The sequence below is a fragment of the Companilactobacillus tucceti DSM 20183 genome (assembly GCF_001434665.1).
Lineage (GTDB): Bacteria > Bacillota > Bacilli > Lactobacillales > Lactobacillaceae > Companilactobacillus > Companilactobacillus tucceti.
On record NZ_AZDG01000018.1, the window covers coordinates 19858 to 42170 of the forward strand.

The following is a 22313-nucleotide window of genomic DNA, read 5'->3' on the forward strand; positions in this document are numbered from 1 at the left end:
CATTTATTAATTCTATCATTTTAATAGGTAACTTTTAGAATTAATGATTATCCAACGAGTGGTTTTCTAGCCGGAGTACCTGGCTTTCTAGGATATTTTTTTGGTGTCACTTTAGTCTTTTCAACAAAAATAAAGTTTCTAATACCTTCGTCATTTGGCAATTCAAATGATTTTTGATCTGTAACTTTACCACCTAAAAGACTAATAGCATATTTAGCTTCACTCAATTCTTCAGGTGCTTTTTCAGATTTCATAGCAATAAACTTTCCACCAACTTTAACAAATGGTAGACATAACTCCGTTAAAACATTCATGGCTGACACAGCGCGAGCCGTTACAACATCGTAGTTTTCACGATAAAGTTTATTTTTACCAAGCTCTTCAGCACGACCATGTACTAAATTAATACCTGTTAAGTCTAATTTCCCAGCTAAATTATTCAAAAACTTAATTCGTTTATTCAAAGAATCAATCATTGTTATCTTTAATTTAGGGTTAACTATTTTTAATGGTATCGAGGGGAAACCAGCCCCTGAACCGATATCACAAAGTGATAATTCGTCAGTTAAGATTTTGTCGTCTACAAATCCTAAGACTAAAGAATCATAAAAATGTTTTAAGTATACTTGTGATTCTTCTGTTATTGACGTTAAATTCATTACTTTATTAGTTTCAACTAATTCATGAAAATAAATTTGGAATTGTTCTTTTTGTTTGTCACTTAACTCAATACCTTTTTGTGATAATGCCTGATAAAATTCTTCCGGTTTCATTTAAATCCTCCACTCGTGAAACACTTGTTTCACACTTGTTAATCGTATATTATTCCTCAAACAAATTCAATGATAGTTATCCATTTTAAAAGTGTAAAATCATCCTGAATATTGGATTTTTTATGAAATTTTGAACAAAACTTTGATACGATATTGATAGTTATTATTATTTTTTAGGGGGGGATCTACATGAAGTGTCCAAATTGCGGGGCACCTATTAAGGGTGACCAGAAATTTTGTAACAAGTGTGGCTTTAATTTAACTACCGTTGATCAAAAATCAGAAAGTACAAATGATACAAAAAAAGTTTCTGTATCTAATGAAACTAAAACGGTTGATGAAAATAGTCAAAGTCATAAGGAAGTAGTACAGGAAAAAAAGACGAGTCCTATTCTGGGATTTTTTAATAATAATCCAGCACTTATATTCATCTTTGTTTTACTGTCTGCATTGATCTATTGTTTCAATACTGATATTGGAATTATTATTTTTATTTTGGGGATTTTTGGGATCCTATATCTTTATTCAAAGAACAATAAAACTGCTAAAGAAATAGAACTCAACAAAACATTAGAGGGAATTATCCCATTAAAAAGTCAAAAAAATAATAATCTCTTGCTATTAGAGATATTGGCATATGGTTCTAATGTGATTGCTGTTTTCAAATTACCAATTTTAGATTTAACCGATATTTTTAAACTTGCCGATTCAGATGTATTTACTTCTGGGATAATGAGTCATTTTAATGACCTTTTCAATAATGGCAATATCTCACTATTTAAACTTGGTACATTGACATCCAAACTATCAAGCATTCTATCAGCTTATTACAAAGACTATAGTACAAAAGAAATGACTGATGTTATACGTGGCTTGTCAGAACTGAAATGGGGAATCTACATAATTATTTTCTGTGTTTTCCTAGCCATTATTTCAAAGTTTATCAAAAACTACGAAATTCCAATTCAATTAGTATCAGGCGTTTTACCAACTTTAATTTATCTATTTGTATATTTCAAAATAAAAAATGGCGATTCCGATTATGCTATTATCTCTACATTTTTAGGTTCCGGTTTTTACTTGGGATTGATTGCCTCAATTGTACTTGTAATAATCTCTTTGATTCGATTGGGAAAGTCTAAGAAGGCCTAACTATGAAGAAAAAAACTTTTATTAATATCATTTTATTAATGTCATTAATTATTTCTAGCGTTACATTCATCACTGCATGTACTAATAAAAGCGAAAAACACTCGCAAGATTCAAAGGTAGTCAAAAAATATAAAAGTAAAAAAGTAAAAAAGGAAGCAAAAATTAAAACAGTGGCAGATACGCTAAAGAACTCATCAAAAAAGAAGTTAATTTATGCACCATTAGGTGATTCTTTATCTGTAGGACTTTTTGCCGACAGTAAGGCAACACGTTTTACAACTTTATTCACTAAAGATATTGAAAATGCCACTGGTAAAAAAGTATCTGAAGATGGCATTTCAGTAGTTGGAAAAACAGCTTCTAACTTCGGTGTCTATCAGGTGAATAGTATTGTAGAAAAAGATCCTGATATTGTTACAGTCGAATTTGGAACTAATGATGCTGCTGGGGGAGCAACAACTAGCGCATTAAACGCATATGAGGTTTCCATGAACAAAATCGTCGATACACTTAAAGAAAGAACCCATGCACAAATTATTTTGATGACAACTTGGTCGCCTAAAGGCGGTGAGCACGCTCAAGATGATAAGCAATTTGACCAAATAGTTTATAAAATTGCTAAGGAAAATAACTTACCCGTCGCCGATCTATCAACCATCTGGGAAAATAACGATAATGTAACGGGCCCAGCCGGAAAAACTATTAGTGATTTTTCAGATTATTTGACTAGAGATAACTTCCATCCTAATCAATTAGGACACGATAAAATTGCTGAACTTTTGAACCAAAAATTAAATCAGGAGGGTACTTATGAACGATAAAGAATTTTGCCCTAATTGTGGTAAACCAGTATCTAAGTCAGATGATTTTTGTCAAAACTGTGGATATGCTTTAAAACAATATCGTGAAAATAATAAAGAGGATTCAATTACACAACCAAAGCAAACTGAAAATCATCAACAGACTCAACAAAACACTCCAATAACTCACAACAAGAAGAAATCTCCTTTGATACCTATTATCTTAGTAGTTGTTATCTTGATAGCAGCATATTTAGGAGGTAACTGGTATTTTAGTAAATCTCGTCAATCGCAAGTATTGTCTGACAATATGACTAGTGGCGTTACCTCAAGAATGGCGTCTGCTGCGGTAACAGAAAGTGGTAGTAAAATTTCTGAGTCTGATCTAAAGCCATTAAGCAATTTGTATATTAAAGATAGCTCTACTAGTGAACAAGTAAAAAACTCTATTTTAAAAGATAGTCAATCGACTAACTTCAAAGTAGCCGAAGTTGGAAAATATCTGGGTCTCTTCCCTAAATACAAAATTGTAATTGTTAAACAAGCAATTGAAATTGAAACAAACATTGATAATCCATCATTCAAATTAAATGGAAAATCAATTTCATCTAGAAATGACGATGGCGAATACAAATTATCAAAACGTATTCCTGGTTTATACAAAGTTTCAGTAAGTGGCAAAAAAACTAAACAAGTCATAGTTCCAGTCGCTGGTGAGGCTGATGAGTACACTATTAACGAGGCTAATATTTCCGATGACGATGAAGACGATGTATCAACAACTGAACAACCAGCAAGAACTAGTCGCAGTAGCCGCAGAACTTATACTCCAAGTAAAGATGATGAGGACGAATACTATGAGCCTTCAGACGATGATGAAACTTTCCTTGGATCATGGACTAATGACACATCTACAGTAACCTTCAACGACGACGGTACATATAGCCTAGATGATAAGACTGGTACTTATAAAGTTAATTCATGGCATGGTGATCAAGTATCTATAACTTACTATGAAGACGGTAAGTCAGGTCCTGGTTGGACAGCAACTTATACATTAGACGATGATTCACTTGAGTTAAATTCAAACCACATGACATGGTATAGATAAAAAAATAAAGTCGGATCAATTATATGATCCGGCTTTATTTTTATCGTAAACTTCAACACAAAAATCCTTTTTACCGCAATTTGGACACGTTAATTTTCTAGTTTTTAGATTGTGCTTTGCGAAGAATGACTGTTTAAAACTTGGTTTGAATTCCGTATTACAGTTAGGGCAAATATAATTAGTATTTTGATAATAGACTTTAGTCAGAATAACAGCTGCAATGACAACTAATACCATCCCTAAACCAAACCAAATCCAATTACCTGTTAACAAAGATACAATTAAAGTTCCTATCTCAATGACATCAAGGATCAAGCCAAAACCTAAAATTTTAATATGTAACTTACGTAAAGATTTTTTGTTTTCCATAATGTAATCTATATCATCTATTGATTTTATAGAGAAATTATCCAAGCTTGGAAGGCTCTTTTTCATTTTCTCGATAATTTTTATTTGCAGATGTGCCTCATTCAATTCATTTTTAAGCTTTTTTTCCTGTTCATCTAATAAAAGAGTTAAAATCTTACTAGAGTTGCTTTTTACTAGTATCTGTCGAATAGAATCTAAAGTTAGACCCATACTTTTTAAGAGCAAAATCAATTTCAATTTTTTTAAGTCTTGGTCATTATATAAACGGCGACCATTTTCTGTTCTGGAAGAAGGATTCAGCAAATTTTTCTTATCATAAAACTGAATAGTTTTTACAGACACCTTACCAGCTTTTGCAATTTCACCTGTTGTATATGACATAGATCTCACCTCCTTAACCTCTTTATACCCTATGCTCTAAGGTCATGAGCAAGTTTTTTGTCGTTATGGACTCGTTATAATTTTTAAAAATTGAAATTCCTTTATTATAATTCTACAGTATACTTAAGTTACTAGACCAACCATTAGATAGGAAAGGAGGAAATACTACGTATAAATTTTTCGTACAACCACAAATAGATCAAAAAAAGAATTCAATTTTCGGGTATGAAGTTTTACTTCGTAAGCAAGATGACAAGGGAAATTGGTATGTTCCTAGCGATTTTACAGCCCTACCAATCAATGAACAAACCGCTTTGATCGAAAAAACATCTAGCATTTTACATACAGCTACTAAAAATATAGTTATAGCTTTCAACCTTAATAACAAACAAGCTAATGATCCACTAACTATTGGCGCAATTATTACGCTCAAAAAAAGAATTAACCCGGCTGCTCTAACGATTGAACTAACTGAAGCACCCACCTTATCGGAAATAAAGGATTTAAGTACGATGTTACATCAATATGATATTGATCTAGTTATTGACGATGTCGGAACAGGATCTAATACTTATAAAAATGTAAAACATCTACTACCCTATGTAGATCAAATCAAGTTTGCCATGCAAAATCTTCGTATGGCTGGTGAAGCTGAAAAGATTCCTGAATGTCTTTCTTTTTGGGTAAAACAAGCCAAAAAGTATTGTCTCAACATGATTTTGGAAGGTGTAGAAGATCATTCCGACCAAACATTGGCAGAAAAATTCGGTATTAATATTCAACAAGGTTACCTTTATGGAAAGCCTAGTTTAGTTTAAAACAACAGTTGCTATTCAACTGTTGTTTTTTTTATAATTAAATGGTTATGTAAACGTTTTACCGGAGGGAAATAATGATAATAAAAAAATATACGTTAGATGATCTAGCACGAATGATCGATCACACAAATTTACATGCATATGCTTCTGATGAGGATATGATCAAACTTTGTGATGAGGCTAAAGAATACCATTTTAAAATGGTAGCAATAAATCAAGTTCAATCCAAAACATGTTATGAACAATTAAAAGATACTGACATCGATATTGGTGCTGCAATCAGTTTTCCTTTAGGCCAAACTACAATCGAATCAAAACTATTCGATACTAAAAATGCCATCGACAATGGTGCAAATGAAATTGATTACGTTATAAATATTACTGAACTTAAAAATAAAAATTACGATTACATCGAAAAAGAGATGTCAGAAATGGTTGAGCTTTGTCATAGTAATTCTGTCTTAATCAAGGTCATCTTTGAAAACACTTATTTAACTGATGAAGAAATTGCTGAAGTAGCTAAAATAGCTAAGAAAGTTAGACCAGATTTTATTAAAACATCAACCGGTTTTGGCCCTAGCGGAGCCAAAGTTGAAGACGTTAAACTTATGAAATCCATCGTCGAAGATGATGTTTTAGTCAAAGCTGCTGGCGGAATTAGAAATTCTGATGACTTCTTGGCCATGATCTCAGCTGGTGCTGACAGAATCGGTACCAGTAGCGGTGTTAAAATCATTAATGCCTTGAAACAACATATGAAAGATGACGATGTTGATTCAATTAAAATCGGACGTTAAAAAAAGTTCAATCAAATAAATGATTGAACTTTTTTCTACGCCATAGCATCCCAAGCCGGTAAGACTACAGGTTCTCTATTGAATATTGCTAGTTCTTCTTTAGTTAAAAACTTCTTATTAATAACAACTTCGTAAATATTATCCTCAAACCAAGCATTATCCGCTGTAAAATATCCTTTTTCTCCATTGGCCTCACCCCAGGAGTTTTCAACTTTCCAACGATTAGGTTTTGAGTCAATCAAATTAACGCCCGTTAAAACCATCGCATGAGAAACTTCTGATTGTCTGTAATCTAGCGCATCACCCTTAGCTAATTTCATATCTGTTCCAAACAACTTATCAAATTGATACAAGTCACCGAAAAGTAAACCTTGGTTTCTTTGTGATTGATTCAAAACATCATTTCCAAACCAAACTGTATCATTAGCTTTTAATTGTTCAATACTTAATTCTTCCAGTCTTTCAATTGGCAAATTCAAGTATTTCTCAGTTACTCCACCAACAATATTACCGTCGGTTTCAATAGTATAAACTTGATTATATTCTTTACTCTTTTGTGGTGAGTTCATAATGTTAACATAATCATCAAGCTTCATAGTAAAGTATTTATTTAAAAACTCTTTAGGTGTAATACTCGATTCTTCAATCATTTTATCGTCATCATTACGGAGTGATAATTCAAATTTAACCGGTGGTTGACCAAATGAATATACACACAATTTATAAACTTCTGATAACATTTCCTCTACTCGTTTGTCGATGTCTTTAGAATTATCAGTTACCATCTGTCTTAATTCAATACCGTTTTTACGCAACATTTTCTTCAAAACAGCATTAAATTCAGACGTATTATCAGAAGCGTTAGTTTCTGGCATTGCATATGCTGGTATAATCCCATATTTATTAATTAAATCAGCTGCATATTGCCATTGACCTCCATCACCGTTAGGATAGGTAAAGAGTAAATTGACTTTACGATCACTAACCGGAAGATCAGCTGTTTCTATAATATTTTGGTAAAAGTAATTAGCTTTTTCTAGGCGATCCCAAAATGAAAGATAATTTTGAGATAATTCAAAATCCTTCATATTATATTTCATTGCAAATTCAGTTCTTAAATTTGTAAGTGCAGAAAATAACCAACAACGTCCAGAGCGTTTTTGATTGGAAACTTTTCCTGTTGGGACCTCAATATTAAAAGTAGGATTTAACTTACTTTTGGCCTCAATATTTTGAGCAGTCTTGAATATTCCTACCTGTGCAACAGAGTTTTTCAAAACATTATTAGTTGCATCTTGATTTAAGTTCTTACGGAAATCTGCTAAAATTTCCTTATTAATTTCTTTAGTCAATTAAATCACCTCATATTTAAATATATTACAATACTAAGATTCACATTGGAGATAATTATGCCTGAAACAATTAAAATTGCTTATTTATACGAAGATCTAATGAACACATATGGAGATAGTGGCGACGTTAAGATCCTATCATTTCTCTTAAAGGAACAAGGTTACAATACACAAGTAGATAACGTTAGTTTAGATGAAGATTTCAATGCTTTTGATTATGATTTCTTATTTTTTGGTGGTGGACAAGATTTTGAACAATCCGTTGTTGCTAAAGATATTTCCAAACATAAAGAAACTATTACTGATTATATTGAAGCAGATAAGCCAATGCTTTGTATATGTGGTGGATATCAATTCTTAGGTAAATTCTACGAAACAAGTGGTGGAGAGACTATTCAATGCCTAGATATCCTACCTTTCCACACTGTATTTAAGGCAGATAGTCGTATGATTGGAGACACTGAATACCAAACTGAATGGGGCAATGTTAAAGCCTTTGAAAATCATAGTGGACGTACATATTTCGACAACAAGGAAATGTTAAAACCACTAGGAAAAATGATTGAAGGATACGGAAATAACCCTGAAGATGGAGTTGAAGGTATGCGTTATAAAAACGTAATCGGAAGCTATTCTCATGGTCCAATCTTAAAAAATGAAAATATTGCTCGTGCAATTGCAGATAAAATCATTAAATCTCACAAAGAAAGAGTCGCTGAAAAAGCTTAAAATTTTTGACCTAATAGAAATAAGTAGAGTGGGACAAAACGTGCTCAGCTTTCGAGCATTAAAGCAAATAGCGCCAGTAATCCGAATTTGGATTGCTGGCGCTATTTGGGTTAAGCGGAAAAAGCTATGTTTTATTCCACGTTTATGCAGCATATTTTATTGAATATTAAAAACTAATTGATAAAACCAAAACAAATCTCAGCAATATTTAAAAACTTAGGTTAGAATGATCGTGTTAGTCAATTAAACAGTAACGGAAAGGGATTCCTAATAATGATGAACAAAGAAAAGTATGAAACAAGTACGGCTGAGAATCATGTTGATATTATAAATTTGGCTAGTCTTGAAGACCGCGTTAAAGATCATATGAGTAATGAAAAAGGTGCTTTTGGTTATATTCGTGGTGGTGCTGAGGATGAGTGGACACTTAACGAAAATACTGAAGCTTTTAACGACAAAGAAATCATGCCCCGTGTCTTACAAGGAATCGATCATGCAGATCTGAGTACAAAGTTATGGGATATTGATTTGAAGACTCCGATTATTCAAGCCCCATCAGCAGCTCATGGCTTGGCTCATGTTAAGGGGGAAACTGATACTGCTAAAGGTGTTGCTGCTGCCGGTTCAATTTACTCAATCAGTACATACGCAAGTACGTCTGTTGAAGATGCCTCCGCTGCTGCTCCCGACTCACCAATGTTTTTTCAATTGTATATGAGTAAAGATGATAAGTTCAACGAATTTTTAATTAAAAAAGCTGTTAAAGCTGGTGCTAAAGCAATCATTATGACAGTTGATTCAACACTTGGTGGTTATCGTGAATCAGATGTTATCAACAAGTTCCAATTCCCATTACCAATGCCTAATTTAGCTGGTTATTCAGCTGGCGATGGCGAAGGTAAAGGTATTGGTGAAATTTACGCTTCTGCTAAACAAGGAATTGTACCTACAGATATTCAAAAAATCAAAGATATGTCAGGACTTCCAGTCTTTGTTAAGGGTATCCAATCACCAGACGATGCTGAATTAGCCATTCAATTTGGTGCTGATGGTATTTGGGTTTCAAATCACGGTGGTCGTCAATTAGATGGTGGCCCTGCTTCATTCGCCTTACTTCCATACATCGCTGAAGTAGTCGATAAACGTGTGCCAATCGTATTCGATAGTGGTGTTCGTCGTGGTGAACATGTTTTCAAAGCTCTAGCAAGTGGTGCTGATTTAGTTGCATTAGGTCGTCCTATCATTTATGGATTGAACTTAGGTGGTGCTCAAGGTGTCACTGATGTTATCGAACATTTGAACATGGAACTTGCAATTACTATGCAACTTGCTGGTACTAAGACAATTGATGATGTTAAGAATGCTGAATTGTTAGACTAGATTTTTGATAATTCAGTAGGTGTTTTTAAAATTTGATAATCAGATATATCAAAAACGTCTATGTGAGATTAATATTTAACATAGGCGTTTTATTATATCTTTAGTATGTAAATGGATTATTTAATTTTGACCGTTTTCGTATAACTTAGGAAGATCTTTCAAGAATTTCTTACGAACTTCATCGGTTGTAAGATTGACTTCTCCAAAATGAATCCAATTGGTATTTTGAGGATTAATGCCTAAGTCATCAAAAGTCCGATTTATTAGATTACCTTGAATTGGGTCACCGGATTGATTTTTTAAGTAATCCTTGGTGATTGTAGATGTCGTTATAACGGTAGCTTTTTTAATGTATGTCAATAGTCCTCGCCAAGGTTGATCTTCATAAGCAAAATTTTTCAGCATAACTTTATCGAAAAAGCCCTTCAATTCAGCTGGTATATTGTGCCACCAAATTGGAGTAACAAAAATTAATTCATCAGATACTTTAATCTGATTCTGATATGTTTTGACTAGTTGATATGGGGTATCACCACGACTGTACATCTTAAGTTCAGCAGCTGAAAATTGTGGATTAAAGTTATCTTGATAAAGGTCAATTACTTGATAATCTTGATTGGTTCTATCAAAATAATCAGTTAGGTTTTGCAAAATGGCGTGATTAAAACTTCTGTTATATGGATGTGTATAAATAACTGTTTTCATAAACATATGCTCCTTTAATTTATGAGCCTATATTATGTTAGTATGTGAAAGACGGCAAGTACGCAAAATAAAGTGTGATACTAACCCAAAGGAGAGTGTAATGGAAGATATTGACTATATTAAGGAGAACCGTTTAGAAGACACTGGCTTTTCCTATACATTAAATTTGATTGGCGGAAAGTACAAAATGCAGGCGTTATACGCTATCTCACTTAATCATAGTCCCTTGAGATATAATGCGATGAAAAGATTGTTAAGTCCAATCTCTTTCAAGAGTTTGACTAATACGCTCAAGGATTTGGAGCATTCAGGATTGATATATCGAAAGGAATATCCGCAAATACCTCCAAAAGTTGAATATGGCTTAACTGATTTGGGCAAATCACTAATTCCAGTATTAGATACGATCTGCACTTGGGGTGAGAAACAAATGAAGTAGATCTGTTGAGCTAATATTTCTATTTAAACAATAAAAAAGTGATAGCATGACAAATCATGCTAAGTTTTCGAGTATTAGGGCGAATTAGAGTAGAAATCTAATTTTAGATTCTTTCTTAAACTTGATTACTTTTACAAAGGACAATAAATAAGAGTGAATAAATTCCATATTTACTAGGGATTTATCCACTCTTATTTTTTCTTCAATTCCGCCCTACCCAAATGTAAGAAAGAAAACGATTTTGCTTTCATAAATAAAATCAAACTATTTTTAAAATTAATTGTTGCCTTATAGTGCACTCCAAGGTGTAGAGTTAAAAACGTATTAAATTATTAATAACAGGTGGAATAATATGGGGATTTTTTCTCGATTGGGTTGGTTCTTTAAGCATCGATGGAAACAATATTCACTAGGAGTATTGGCTCTATTGTTAGTGGCCGTGTGCAATGTGGTACCTCCGCGTATTGTCGGAATTATCGTTGATGCGGTTAGTAAAAGAACAATGACTATTAACTTTTTGATTATGAATTTACTTTTACTACTTTTAGTAGCTATTTTAGGATACTTTTTAAGGTTCGTATGGCAAAAAATGATTTTTGGTAGTTCATACGTTTTAGAACGTGACTTACGTAACCGACTATTTCGACATTTTATGAAGATGGATACTACCTTCTATAAGAAATGGCGAACCGGTGATTTAATGGCTCACGCTACTAATGATATTGACGCTGTTAGAGAAGTAGCTGGTCCTGGTGTTTTGACATTAGCCGATTCACTCATAACCGGCTTATCAATGATTTTTGCCATGGGGATGTTCGTTAATTGGAAATTAACATTTTATGCAATCTTACCTTTAATACTATTAGCAGTTATGGCTAATATATTGGGAAATAAGATCCATGATGCTTTTATGAAATCTCAAGCAGCATTTTCTAGTATCAACAATAAAACTCAGGAAAGTATCGTTGGAGTCAAAGTATTAAAAGCGTTAGGTCAAGAAAAGCAAGACGAACAAGATTTTGATAAATATGTTGATGAAAATATTAAAGCCAACAAAAAATCTTATCGTTTAGATGCTTTATTTGATCCTCTAACTTCGCTTATCATGGGAATTTCATACGTTATTACGATAATTTTGGGTGGTTTAGCTGTTATTCATTCTCAAATAACTATTGGTGAACTTGTTTCTTTTATTACCTACATGGCTGAATTGACTTGGCCAATGTTTGCAATTGGTAGTTTATTTAACATTCTCGAAAGAGGGTCTGCAAGTTACGACCGAATTACCGAGTTACTTGGTGAAAAATCATCCCTTGTTGCGCCTAGACATGAAGTTACAGTTTCTCCAAAGGGTACATTGGATTTTGAAATCAAAAAGTTCCATTATCCTGACGATAAAGCCACAGCCTTAAGCAAGGTTAGCTTTGAATTAAAAGAAGGCCAAACAATGGGGATTGTCGGTCCTACTGGTGGTGGAAAGTCCACAATTATTAGTTTATTAATGAGAGATTTTGACCATTATAACGGTCAAATAACGGTAGATGATCACGACATTCGAGATTTCAAACTGGATAATTATTTAGACACTATTGGATATGTTCCTCAAACCAACTTTTTATTTTCAACTGACATTCGTGACAATATTAGGTTCGCCAATATAGATGCCACTCAAGAACAAGTGGAAAAAGCTGCTCATGTCGCTGATTTGGACAATGATATTAAAGATATGGAAAAAGGATACGACACTTTTGTTGGTGAGCTAGGTGTTTCACTATCCGGTGGTCAAAAGCAAAGACTAGCAATTGCCAGAGCGATTTTAAGTGATCCTGGATTATTGATTTTAGATGATTCACTTTCTGCGGTTGATTCTAAGACTGAACGAAATATTGAAGAGCGAATTGCCGAGAACAGACGTAACGGAACCACTATTATTGCTGCAAGCCGTTTGAGTTCCGTTGAATATGCCGATCAGATTTTAGTAGTCGACAATGGAACAATCATTGAACATGGAACACATCAAGAATTATTGGCAAATAAAGGTTGGTATTATGATACTTTCAATCTTCAAGCCAAAAATGCTGAAATTGAAGGGAGGCTGAATAATCGTGAGTAAAAATGAAAAAGAAACGATCAACGATATTCATGCCCTCTCCAAAAAACAGCAAAGAAACATCTTAAAGCGATTATTAGGATTTGCATGGGCTTTTAAACGTCAGTTTACTACGGCAATAATTTTTGCCATTAGCTTAAGTATTATAAATATAATCCTGCCAAGACTTTTGCAATACTATATGGATCACTATTTAGTTCATCAAAATACTGGTATCCAAATCATTGTAGGATTCGCTTTAGTTTATTTTATTGGAACCATAATCAAAGCCATAGTGCAATTCATCCAAAACTTTGCTTTCTCTATGGGAGCTGAAAGAACTCTAGAAAGAATTCGCAGCCAGTTATTTCGTAAATTGCATACTTTAGGAATGGATTACTTCGATAAAACTCCTGCCGGTTCGATTGTTTCAAGAGTTACTAATGATACTAAAACCCTATATGATTTCTGGACTCTGTTTTTAATGATTTTAATTGCATCATTTTCGATGATTTCAGCATTTATTGCAATGCTATCAGTAAATGTGACTTTAGCTATAGCGACTGCCCTATTCGTAATCGCCTTATATTTACTAGTTTGGTTATATCAACATCTTAGTTCCAAAATATATCAACGTTTACGTGAGTATTTGAGCCAAATCAATACTAAACTCAATGAATCTCTTATGGGCATTAGTATCATCCAGCAATTTGGTCAGCAAAAAAGAATGATCTCTGAATTTGAAAATAAAAATAATCAGTATTTCAATCAGAGAAATAAAATGATCAATGTAAACTCATTTTTACTTTATCCAACTATTACACTTATGTTCACATTGTCAGAAGTTATTTCCCTTGGTGGATTTGGACTGGAAAGTACCCACACGATCGTTGCAGCTGGTGTAATTTATGCTTTTATTTCTTATCAGCAAAACTTCTTCAATCCTTTGTCGAATGTAATGAATTACATGTCATATTTTCAAGATGGGATGGTAGCCGGATATAGAATTATGAAATTATTTGATAATTCAACAACTACCCCTATTCAAAATGAACACAGTTCTTCAAAAATAGAACTAGGAAAAATAGAATTTCGACATGTGACCTTTGGCTATCTACCAGACGAACCCATTTTAAAGGACATTTCTTTTACAGTTAAGCCTGGTCAAACCTTAGCATTAGTTGGCCATACTGGTAGCGGTAAAAGTTCAATTATAAATATATTGTTGCGCTTTTATGAGTTTGGAGAAGGTCAAATATTGATCGACGACCATGACATACGCGATTACTCCACTAATGAACTTAGGAAAAAAATTGGATTAGTAATTCAAGAACCATACTTATTTTATGGTGATATTGCTAAAAATATCAGAATGTACGATGACGATATCTCCGATCAACAAGTTCAAAGGGCGGCCGAATTTGTGGACGCTAATGAATTTATTGAAAAACTTCCAAATAAGTATCATGCAAAAGTAAGCGAACGTGGAAGTAGTTTTTCGACAGGTCAACGTCAATTAATATCATTTGCCAGAACTATAGTTAGAAATCCTAAAATATTGATTTTGGACGAAGCGACGGCAAATATCGACCCTCAAACAGAACAAAGTATCACTCGCGGACTATCCAAAATGAGAAGTGACCGTACAACTATTGCCATTGCTCATAGATTATCCACGGTTCAAGATGCCGACCAGATTTTGGTGCTTAGTCACGGACGTATAGCCGAAAGAGGTACACATGACGAGCTACTAAAAGCTGGCGGACTTTATTCAGAGCTTTATGAACTTCAGTCTATGAATTAAATAAAAAGGAATAGGTGGAAAAATGAAAAAATTAATTAATGAAGATTATTTTGATGGCGAACGTCCTTTATTTAAGGAACATGACGCCCAAATAAATGACACAACTTTTGGTGAAGGTGAATCACCTCTAAAGGAAACACATGACTTAGACTTAAACAACGTAGTATTTAAATGGAAGTATCCACTATGGTATTCAAAAAATATCACCGTTGATGATTCAATTTTTGAAACAATGTCACGTTCAGGAATTTGGTATACAGATAATATCGAAATTACAAATTCCGCTCTCCAAGCTCCCAAATTATTCAGACGAGCAAGTCAAATTAAACTAGAAAACGTCCACTTCTCAGATGCAGAGGAAACCATGTGGAGTTGTAAAGATATAAATTTAAATAACGTTCAAATCAACGGCAACTATTTTGGAATGAACAGTGAAAATATTTATGCTGAAAACATTAACGTCGTAGGTAATTATGTCTTTGACGGTGCTAAAAATATTGAAGTTCATAATTCAACATTCGTATCAAAAGACGCCTTTTGGAATTGTGAGAATGTTACTATTTATGATTCAAAAATTAGTGGTGAGTATCTAGCTTGGAATACTAAAAATCTTACTTTAGTAAATTGCACAATTGAAAGCGAACAAGGTCTTTGTTATCTAGACAATCTAAAGATGATAAACTGCAAAGTATTGAGAACCGATTTAGCTTTTGAGTACTGTTCAAATATTGACGCAGAAATTACAACAAACGTAATGAGTATCAAAAATCCAATCAGTGGAACGATCAAAGTAAAATCCGTCGATAATATTATTTTCGATGATCCCGAGATTGATCCAAATAAAACAAATATTACAACAAAAAAATTAGTTAAATAAACGCTATAGAAGAATGAGGCCGTGACGTATGTCACAGCCTCATTCTTCATTTCTAAAATTTTATATCCTAAACGTGCAGCAAAAGGCTGCAACCTCCACATAGCTACGAACCATGAATGATTGATGGTGCCAATCATTCGTGGTCCCTAGGCTATGCTCCGGTGGCAAAACGCCTTTTGCTGCACTCTTATTTTTATTCAGTTATATAATCTAACAATTTAAAAATAATGATCTTATTTTCTTCTGGAACCGGATAATCCATAATCTCGTTAGGTGTTTGCTTTAAATCAGAATTTTCCGTATAACTTCCATCGTTAATTGCAATTTCTTTCACATCATCCGTTTGAGGCTCAAAATGGAATTGTAAGCCAATAACACGATGATTCATTACAAATCCCTGATTCTTCAACAAATCACTTGAAAATAGCAGTTTGGCCTCTTTAGGAATCTCAAACATCTCTTCATGCCAATGTAAAGCCATCAACTTATTTGGTATCTCGGGAATATCATGCGTTTGCAAATAAACAGGTGCCCATCCAACTTCTTTAACTGGCGATTTTTCAACGGAATAACCCATCGTTTTAGTAATTTGTTGAGCTCCATAACATGCCCCAAACATTGGGATATTTTTATCAAGCAACTGTTTTATAAGTGCCCTTTCAGACTTTATCCAATCTAAATCATCATTAGGACTCATTGGACCACCTAAAATAACCAGCATATCGGTTTCTTCAACACTAGGCAAAATTCCAAATGCATAAGGATGATAAACATAAATATCATATCCATGTAAATGTGCCCAGTCTTTAATAGCTCCTGGACCCTCATTAGGTGTATGTTGCAAAACATTGATCCTCATTGATACAAGCCTCTTTAATCTAAAAATTTATTAGCTTTTAATATAGCTGTTGAGATGGCCGGAGCAATAATGATTGCGGCAATCATTTCGGGTACACCATTTGTTCCAACAATGATCAATAACAGTTTATTAAGTAAATCAGTTTGTGTCGCATATGCTTGTGACAAAACACTAGCATACATAACGCGCATTAATCCTAAAACAAGAACAGTATTAGTTAATGATCCTGCCGCTGCAGATATTCCCATAGCAACTAATTTATTTTTAAAATGCTTTTTTAAGGCCAGATAAACATAACCAGCAACAATACCAACTATAATTCTTGGTAAAATGGCAACTATTGGATTAGTAAATACCATAGTATCAATTATGGAAGTTGGACTGGTGAAGGCACGTATCATCGTTCCCAGTCCCCAAACAAGACCGACAATTGACCCATACTTTGGACCAAGTACAATTGCAGCTACGATAACCGTTATATGAATAATCGTTATATTTATGAATCCTGTTGGGATGAATCCCAAAAAAGGCACCAGTGATTGAACAAAAATAATCGCCATCAAGATACCTAAAATAGCAATGCGATAGGCTTTTCTTCTTTGCATTTACTATAAACCCCTCAAATTTATTTCTTTAATTCTATATTATTATACAAAACATATCAAAATTTAATCTTTATCCCTTATTTTAAAACAAAAAAAGCCTTTGGTTCAGCGTAAAAAAATTACGTGAACTAAAGACTTTTTTATTCACCTTCAGCTGCATCAACAGCTTTTATAACGGCGTTACGGAATCCGTTTTCTTCCAATGCGGCAACACCTTTGATAGTTGAACCACCTGGAGATGTAACCTCATCTTTTAAAGCTGATGGATTTAGATCTGATTGTTTAGCTAACTTGCTAGCACCAATAGCCATACCAATGGCAGCATCATAAGCTAATTCTCTACTTAGTCCATGTTTTACACCAGCATCACTAAGAGCTTCAATAAACAAATCCAAAAAGGCAGGGCTGCATCCAGCAACAGTACCTAATATACCTAATTGTTCACTTGGAACTTCAACTAATTGACCAGTATATCCCAAAATAGAAGCAACTTTTTTCTTATCCTCTGGAGTAAATTTATCTGAATAAGTTATACCAGTAAATCCAGCGCCCACTTTTACAGGAGTATTAGGAATTGCATGTGCCACTTTGTCATATCCTAAAACTTGCTTTAGATGAGCTACGGTACCTGTACCCGTAAAGGCCACTACAAGCTTGCCATCAACAATATCTTTTAATTCTTTTAACACACTGTCCAAGGCATTAGCACCAACACCAATAAAGATAACATCAGTATCAGCTAACTGTTTGATCTTAGAAACAATTTTAAATCCTAATTGATCTCTTAAATCTTTTGTACGAGATGATTTACCACCCTTGACGATAATTTCATTTTCATCATAACCATTTTTTACTAATCCGGTTATAACTGCTCCGCCTATACTACCTGCACCGATAAAACCAATCATATTCAAGTCTCCTTTTTTATTCATTATCCTTATTTTAAATGATTAACAAATAAATACAAATTCATATTTTGATATAAAAAAAGCCGCCAATAGGCGACTTTACTTGAATGTTCCACTAATACTCTTAATACCATAATATTTAGCCATCCAGACATTCATCCAGGAACCTGGATCTTCTAATGTATTGGCTGTGTAATTAATAGAATTATATTGATTAGTCTTTCCAGCGTTTTCAAAGTTAGGAAGAATTTTGATCGTAACTTCTTTCTTACCATCAGCTTTTGCAGACTCGATTTTTTTAACATTATTAGTTTGAATTGCATAATCAGAATGAATGTCAGAATATGCTCTAGAAAAACTAACTGCAAAAACAATCAAAGACAACGCCGTTATGACCCACTTAACACTGTTCAATTTAAATACATTACTGCGTTGATAAACTCTATAAAGCATGTATGCCATCATAATGATCATAAAGACATATGGTCCAAAGAATGCTCGATAAGAACCCGATATAACTTCTAAAGGACCTACTGGAGAAAGCATCAATGAGAACAACGATGCTAAGAATCCAATAAATAGAATAGCTAAATTCATATAATCCTTTTTGTCCAAGACTTTAACGATCAAGGCTAAGATAACGACTACTGCAAAAGTAATCATCAACGGCATAGAATTATGCTTAATTAATTTCAAAATATCAATGAATTTAATCATCAATAACAATATTGTATTCTTGTCACCTCTACCTTGTGACGCAGGTGAAAGTATAATCAGTAGGCTTCCTAACATACTAAAAATAATTCCTAAAATATGCCAAATCTTGATTTTTTTGAAGCTTCTTAAATAGTATGCTCCAAACAATACCAACATTATTACAACACTAGGTCCACTATTTTCACTACTTGTTCCAGCTAAGAATCCTAAGACGATTGCTCCAATAATTATCCAAGCAGAATTATTTTTCTCTAAATTTTTAAGACCAAATAACATGAAACTAAGATAGAAAATACTCATCCAAAGATAGTTTCCCGCACCAGAGATCCAATAAATCGTTGTTCCTGGTAGTGGTAAAAAGAACCATAGTGCAATTGCTATCAAGAACTCTAGAAAAATTGGCAATTTTTCTTTAGTCAATGTCTGTACTATTTGTTTAATTAAAATTAGTAATCCTAAAAAGACGAATGTATTAACAACATCAAAGACACCTTTTGGAAACTGCATCATAATTTGTACAAAACTATGAGCTAGTATACGTCCATTCCACATAAAATAATGATTATATTGTGAAGCGAAGATATCAAATATACTATGAAATGGTCTCGTATGTTCTGTGACAGATGGACCATCATAGAAAAAGTGGTAAATAAAATCATCTGCAGTTAACAATGAAAAATGATTTAGTATAAATACAACTGCAAAAGTCGCTACATATAGTAACCCTGGCAGTATATATTTACGTTTATTACTTGAATTCATGCGTTTTGTATCCCCCTTATTTACGCAAGGATAGAATAAATATATCATGAACCCAGGAAATTTTTATGAGATTTTTAAATTATTTAACTATATTGAAATAATTTTTAAGCTTATTCTGTGAAATGCTCGACTACTTTTTTCAACAATTCTGTAACTGGCTTTCCAGCTTTATCATCATAGTATTTGGCAAATCGTCCATCATTCACATACATTTGTACCAATTCTCTATGTGCCTTTTTGCTGTAATTAGGCCATGAATACTCTAGCCATTCTTTATGTTCGAGATAGATTTTTTGAGACAACTCTGAGTCTAGTTCAGGGTTTTCACTCAATATATTCAAATCATCTATCAATTGTTTTTCGATATTATTCATTTTAGTAAACTGTTCTTTTGTTAAGTTTCTATATTTTTTGTTGGCTTGATAAACCGTCTCTACACCATAGTTTTTACGGATCTCGTCACCGTATTTTTTCTCGTTATCTTTTATTGCGTTTTCTTTGAAGGCAGCAAATTTTTCAGAATCTGTCATAATTTTTTCTCCTTTGTAATGCTCAATAGTTTTTTGAATATTTGTTAGAAGTGAATCGAGATGATTCTTTTGAATAAGTAACAACTTTTGTTGCTGCTCTAAGGCTTCCAGTTCGGAATAGTTTTTACTATCCATTACTTGTTTTATCTTTGTTAACGAAAAATCAAGCGAGCGAAAGAATAAAATTTGTTGAAGTCGATCCACTTGTTCCTCTTTATAGATTCGGTACCTTTTATCAGTCATATAACTTGGTTTAAGTAAATCGATCTGATCATAATATCGTAATGTACGTGCGCTAACGCCTGATAAATCAGCTAGTTGCTTAACTGTATATTCCATAACTCCTCCTAACAAAATTCATAATAAAGATTGACGCAACGTCAAGGTCAAGTTATTTTGTAAAATTTGATGCTTTTTATCCTCAAATTAGAAGATTTACGTTAATATTAACAACAAAAGGTATTTAATAGGTTGGTGAAAAAAATGAATGAATTTACTCAAGTATTAACAATTGCAGGATCTGACTCTGATGGTAGTGCCGGTGCTCAAGCCGATTTGAAAACATTCATGGCTCGTGGTGTTTATGGTATGTCTGTCTTAACTGCCGCAGTAGCCGGTAATTCTTATGGCATTCACGATAGTATCAACATGCCTACCAGTTTTATTAAGAGCCAAATAAAAGACATCAAAGATGACTTTAAAGTTTCAGCATTTAAAACTGGAATGTTATCTGATTCAGAGATAATTCATACCATTGCTGAAGAAATAAAAGATGGATCCTTTGGAACTTTTGTCCTTGATCCAGTTATTATCACAAAACATGGTGCCATGCTTCTTGAAGAAGATGCTTATCAAACTCTAATAGACGAATTGTTCCCACTTGCAGATTTGATCACACCAAACTTTTATGAAGCGAAAAAGCTATCTGGATTAGAACTAAATACTAAAGAAGAAATTGTTCAAGCTGCACACAAATTAAGAACCTTAGGTCCTAAAAACATTTTGATCAAAGGTGAACACGCAGATGACTCAATAGAATCAGTTGAAGACTTTGTATTATTAGAAGATGGTCAATCATTCTGGATTTCTGAACCTTACATTAAAACAGATCATGTAAATGGAACCGGCGATACTTTATCATCAAGTATCGTAGCTGAAATTGCCAAGGGTGAAAGCATGGAAGACGCCATCAGAACTTCAAAAACATTCACTTATAGAGCTATCAAAAATGAAATAGACGTAGGTCATAAATTTGGTCCCATTAATCATTTCATTCATGATGAACTATAATTGAAATGAGGAAAGAGGAGATCTATTTATGGTAAGAATTACTAAAATATCTGTCGGTATTCTACTACTCATTTTGTCAATTATTTTAATGGTTAGATCAGGATTTGAAAACTTTATTGCTGCTCTAGTCGGTACCGGTGATATTGGAGGAGCTGCTGGCATTTTGATGGCTATAACTTATATCATTGCCGCTGCTATTTACATTTTAACTAATCGAACATACAGTGTTGTTCCAGATATAGTAAGCTTTATCATCTTGATATTAGGTGGACTAATGGGGCTATTCAACGCTAACATCCCAGGTACTCACTTCTTAATCATCTGGGCATGGGTAGGAATCGCTATTGGAGCAATCGTTTTGATTATCAGTATTGCCGATTTAGTACTACATCCAATACCTGATGATGATCAAGAAGATGAAGAAATGAATCAAAATGATCAGTATAACTACGGACAAACGAATAACCAAATCAATCAATATCCAAATCAGAATAATCAAGCTAATCAATTTAACCAATATCCTAATAATGGAAATGGATATCAACAATATCCAAATCAATATCAACAACCTAATCAAGCACCAAATATGAATCAAACATATCCTCAAAATAACAATTTTGGTTATGGTCAACCAACTCAAAGTAATCCATATTCTAATAATATGAATCAAAATAATATGAACCAAAATCAAAAATTTGGTCCATATCCAAGTCAGTCTAACCAAAGACAATTTCCACAAAATCAATTTCCAAATAATTACCAGTCTAATTCAAGACCGAATAACAGAATGAACCAGAATCAAGGGTTTCAACCAAATTCTGTAAATAATTCTTATCAAAGTCGGCAAAACCAATTTCCAAATAACCAGTCCAATAATCAATTAAATAACAATCAATTTAATGATTCTTTTAATCAACCTAATTCACAAGATCAACAGGGTCAACGTCAACAAGAAAATCAGTTCCAAGGCCCAAGTAACAACAGTCCTTACAATTTAGGTAACTTTGATCCATCAAAACGTCGTAGTAAACGTTAACAAAATGTGAAATTATTTTATCTTTATATC

General features: G+C 33.3%; 22 protein-coding genes. 13 read left to right on the forward strand and 9 right to left on the reverse strand.

Going from position 1 to position 22313, the window contains the following annotated elements:
• Positions 1-47: 47 nt before the first annotated feature.
• Positions 48-773 (reverse strand): 16S rRNA (guanine(527)-N(7))-methyltransferase RsmG, encoded by a 726-nt coding sequence (rsmG, locus tag FC72_RS08140; RefSeq protein ID WP_057766617.1) that lies wholly within the window; start codon positions 771-773, stop codon positions 48-50.
• Positions 774-962: 189 nt separating this feature from the next.
• Here rsmG and FC72_RS08145 point away from each other — a divergent pair, with 189 nt between their 5' ends.
• The 3 genes from FC72_RS08145 to FC72_RS08155 are packed head-to-tail and all read left to right on the forward strand — an operon-like array spanning position 963 to position 3836.
• Positions 963-1925: a zinc ribbon domain-containing protein gene (locus FC72_RS08145; protein WP_057766620.1), complete on the forward strand. Its 963-nt coding sequence runs from the start codon at positions 963-965 to the stop codon at positions 1923-1925.
• A gap of 2 nt (positions 1926-1927) precedes the next feature.
• Entirely contained in the window at positions 1928-2746 is an 819-nt protein-coding gene (locus FC72_RS08150) for an SGNH/GDSL hydrolase family protein (RefSeq protein ID WP_057766622.1), read from the forward strand.
• Complete coding sequence (locus FC72_RS08155) at positions 2736-3836, forward strand: zinc-ribbon domain-containing protein (RefSeq protein WP_057766624.1); 1101 nt, start codon at positions 2736-2738, stop codon at positions 3834-3836. The genes FC72_RS08150 and FC72_RS08155 overlap by 11 nt, the downstream gene beginning before the upstream one ends.
• Before the next feature lie 15 nt (positions 3837-3851).
• Here the strand turns inward: FC72_RS08155 and FC72_RS08160 are convergent, their stop codons facing one another.
• Complete coding sequence (locus FC72_RS08160; protein WP_057766626.1) at positions 3852-4586, reverse strand: MerR family transcriptional regulator; 735 nt, start codon at positions 4584-4586, stop codon at positions 3852-3854.
• 119 nt (positions 4587-4705) lie between these two features.
• Here FC72_RS08160 and FC72_RS08165 point away from each other — a divergent pair, with 119 nt between their 5' ends.
• Together FC72_RS08165 and deoC are read left to right on the forward strand one after the other, a co-directional pair.
• A complete protein-coding gene (locus FC72_RS08165; RefSeq protein WP_083480788.1) occupies positions 4706-5404 on the forward strand; it encodes an EAL domain-containing protein in 699 nt (232 codons plus the stop codon).
• Positions 5405-5478: 74 nt separating this feature from the next.
• The gene (gene deoC, locus FC72_RS08170; protein WP_057766629.1) at positions 5479-6201 is read left to right on the forward strand and encodes a deoxyribose-phosphate aldolase; all 723 of its coding nucleotides are present in this window, start codon (positions 5479-5481) and stop codon (positions 6199-6201) included.
• A 35-nt stretch (positions 6202-6236) separates the two neighbouring features.
• On the opposite strand, the gene FC72_RS08175 is transcribed toward deoC, so the two are convergent.
• Entirely contained in the window at positions 6237-7553 is a 1317-nt protein-coding gene (locus tag FC72_RS08175) for a C1 family peptidase (RefSeq protein ID WP_057766631.1), read from the reverse strand.
• A gap of 57 nt (positions 7554-7610) precedes the next feature.
• On the opposite strand from FC72_RS08175, the gene FC72_RS08180 reads away from it, so the two are divergent.
• On the forward strand, positions 7611-8282 hold the full coding sequence (locus tag FC72_RS08180; RefSeq protein WP_057766633.1) for a type 1 glutamine amidotransferase: 672 nt from the start codon (positions 7611-7613) through the stop codon (positions 8280-8282).
• A gap of 273 nt (positions 8283-8555) precedes the next feature.
• Positions 8556-9662, forward strand: a complete 1107-nt coding sequence (locus FC72_RS08185; RefSeq protein ID WP_235805166.1) for a lactate oxidase — start codon at positions 8556-8558, stop codon at positions 9660-9662.
• A 120-nt stretch (positions 9663-9782) separates the two neighbouring features.
• On the opposite strand, the gene FC72_RS08190 is transcribed toward FC72_RS08185, so the two are convergent.
• Positions 9783-10367, reverse strand: a complete 585-nt coding sequence (locus tag FC72_RS08190) for an NAD(P)H-dependent oxidoreductase (RefSeq protein ID WP_057766636.1) — start codon at positions 10365-10367, stop codon at positions 9783-9785.
• Positions 10368-10467: 100 nt separating this feature from the next.
• On the opposite strand from FC72_RS08190, the gene FC72_RS08195 reads away from it, so the two are divergent.
• From FC72_RS08195 to FC72_RS08210, 4 genes are all read left to right on the forward strand, one after another.
• A complete protein-coding gene (locus FC72_RS08195; RefSeq protein WP_057766638.1) occupies positions 10468-10806 on the forward strand; it encodes a winged helix-turn-helix transcriptional regulator in 339 nt (112 codons plus the stop codon).
• A gap of 352 nt (positions 10807-11158) precedes the next feature.
• Positions 11159-12919, forward strand: a complete 1761-nt coding sequence (locus FC72_RS08200) for an ABC transporter ATP-binding protein (RefSeq protein ID WP_057766640.1) — start codon at positions 11159-11161, stop codon at positions 12917-12919.
• Positions 12912-14699 (forward strand): ABC transporter ATP-binding protein, encoded by a 1788-nt coding sequence (locus FC72_RS08205; RefSeq protein ID WP_057766642.1) that lies wholly within the window; start codon positions 12912-12914, stop codon positions 14697-14699. Before FC72_RS08200 ends, FC72_RS08205 begins: the two co-directional genes overlap by 8 nt.
• Before the next feature lie 22 nt (positions 14700-14721).
• Positions 14722-15576: a DUF3737 family protein gene (locus tag FC72_RS08210; RefSeq protein WP_057766644.1), complete on the forward strand. Its 855-nt coding sequence runs from the start codon at positions 14722-14724 to the stop codon at positions 15574-15576.
• Positions 15577-15769: 193 nt separating this feature from the next.
• Here the strand turns inward: FC72_RS08210 and FC72_RS08215 are convergent, their stop codons facing one another.
• From FC72_RS08215 to FC72_RS08235, 5 genes are all read right to left on the reverse strand, one after another.
• Positions 15770-16435 carry a type 1 glutamine amidotransferase gene (locus FC72_RS08215; protein WP_057766646.1) on the reverse strand — a complete coding sequence of 222 codons (666 nt, stop codon included), beginning with the start codon at positions 16433-16435 and terminating at the stop codon, positions 15770-15772.
• 14 nt (positions 16436-16449) lie between these two features.
• Complete coding sequence (locus FC72_RS08220) at positions 16450-17040, reverse strand: ECF transporter S component (protein ID WP_057766648.1); 591 nt, start codon at positions 17038-17040, stop codon at positions 16450-16452.
• Positions 17041-17180: 140 nt separating this feature from the next.
• Entirely contained in the window at positions 17181-17948 is a 768-nt protein-coding gene (gene proC, locus FC72_RS08225) for a pyrroline-5-carboxylate reductase (RefSeq protein ID WP_057766650.1), read from the reverse strand.
• A gap of 99 nt (positions 17949-18047) precedes the next feature.
• Entirely contained in the window at positions 18048-19427 is a 1380-nt protein-coding gene (locus FC72_RS08230; RefSeq protein ID WP_057766652.1) for a DUF3329 domain-containing protein, read from the reverse strand.
• Positions 19428-19537: 110 nt separating this feature from the next.
• A complete protein-coding gene (locus FC72_RS08235) occupies positions 19538-20296 on the reverse strand; it encodes a MerR family transcriptional regulator (protein WP_057766653.1) in 759 nt (252 codons plus the stop codon).
• Between the two features lie 144 nt (positions 20297-20440).
• Between FC72_RS08235 and thiD the strand changes: the two genes are divergently transcribed.
• Both thiD and FC72_RS08245 read left to right on the forward strand, forming a co-directional pair.
• Positions 20441-21247, forward strand: a complete 807-nt coding sequence (gene thiD / locus FC72_RS08240; protein ID WP_057766655.1) for a bifunctional hydroxymethylpyrimidine kinase/phosphomethylpyrimidine kinase — start codon at positions 20441-20443, stop codon at positions 21245-21247.
• Between the two features lie 28 nt (positions 21248-21275).
• Positions 21276-22283: a hypothetical protein gene (locus FC72_RS08245; protein WP_057766657.1), complete on the forward strand. Its 1008-nt coding sequence runs from the start codon at positions 21276-21278 to the stop codon at positions 22281-22283.
• Positions 22284-22313 lie beyond the last annotated feature (30 nt).